This is a genomic window from Streptococcus sp. 2020WUSS084 (assembly GCF_044427445.1).
Lineage (GTDB): Bacteria > Bacillota > Bacilli > Lactobacillales > Streptococcaceae > Streptococcus > Streptococcus suis.
This window is the reverse complement of the sequence record NZ_JAOTGC010000038.1, coordinates 1-883: the sequence shown is the minus strand read 5'-3', so window position 1 is coordinate 883 and position 883 is coordinate 1. Positions and strand designations below refer to the sequence as shown.

Here is an 883-nt window from a genome sequence, read left to right as displayed (position 1 = left end):
TGCACGTTTGGTTCGTCTTCTTTAATTTTCAAAGGTCTTGTTCGTTATCGCGCTCTCGCGACAACTATCTTAGTTTATCATTTCTTGGAAACTTTGTCAACACTTTTTTGAAACTTTTTTTCGTTCCTCTGTTAACTAGTTACTCAAGAGACAACTCATTTATTCTATCATCTTCTAATGGACTTGTCAACACTTTTTTGAAACTTTTTTTCGTTCCGCTATTAACTAGCACCTCAAGAGACAACTCATTCATTCTATCACGACTTATACACATTGTCAACCAGTTTTTTGTTTTTTTACACTGAAAGTTCTATGGAGTAAATTCCCAAAGTAAGTTCTAGTCTGTCTTAAAAACTGGAAACTGGAATGAGACAAAGAAATAAGGTAGAACTTACTATGGGACAAGTTGGTAACCGACAATGAAAAACAAACACTTAACTCTCTCTGATCGCAATGATATTCAAATAGGAATTGAACAACTTAAGCCCTTCTCGGCTATCGCTGTTAAGCTAGGAAAAGACCCGTCCACAATCTCAAAAGAAGTTCGAAGAAATAGAGTGGTGAAAGAGAACTCTAGTACCTCCAATTGCGAGGCCTGCCCTCTACTCAAAAAGGCTCCCTACGTTTGTAATGCCTGTCCGAAAAAGAGAAGCAACTGCGGATTCCAGAAACAGTTCTACTACGCAAAAAGAGCTCAGCTTGATTATGAAGCTAAGCTCTCAGAGTCGAGAACAGGTGTTGCCCTAAATAAAGAAGAATTCTATCGCATGGACGAGATTGTCTCTTCTGCCATCAAAAAAGGACAACACCTCAACCACATCATCGCCTCAAACGAACTGGCGGCATCCAGAGCTTCTATCTACCGATCCCTTGAAAAAGGCTA

The 883-nt window shown here is 39.3% G+C and carries 1 protein-coding gene; it reads left to right on the top strand.

Translation table 11 applies throughout. The annotated features are described in order from the left end of the window. Positions 1-419: 419 nt before the first annotated feature. Positions 420-883 (top strand): helix-turn-helix domain-containing protein (locus ODU50_RS10325; protein WP_398581412.1); only part of this gene is annotated, 464 nt, incomplete at its 3' end.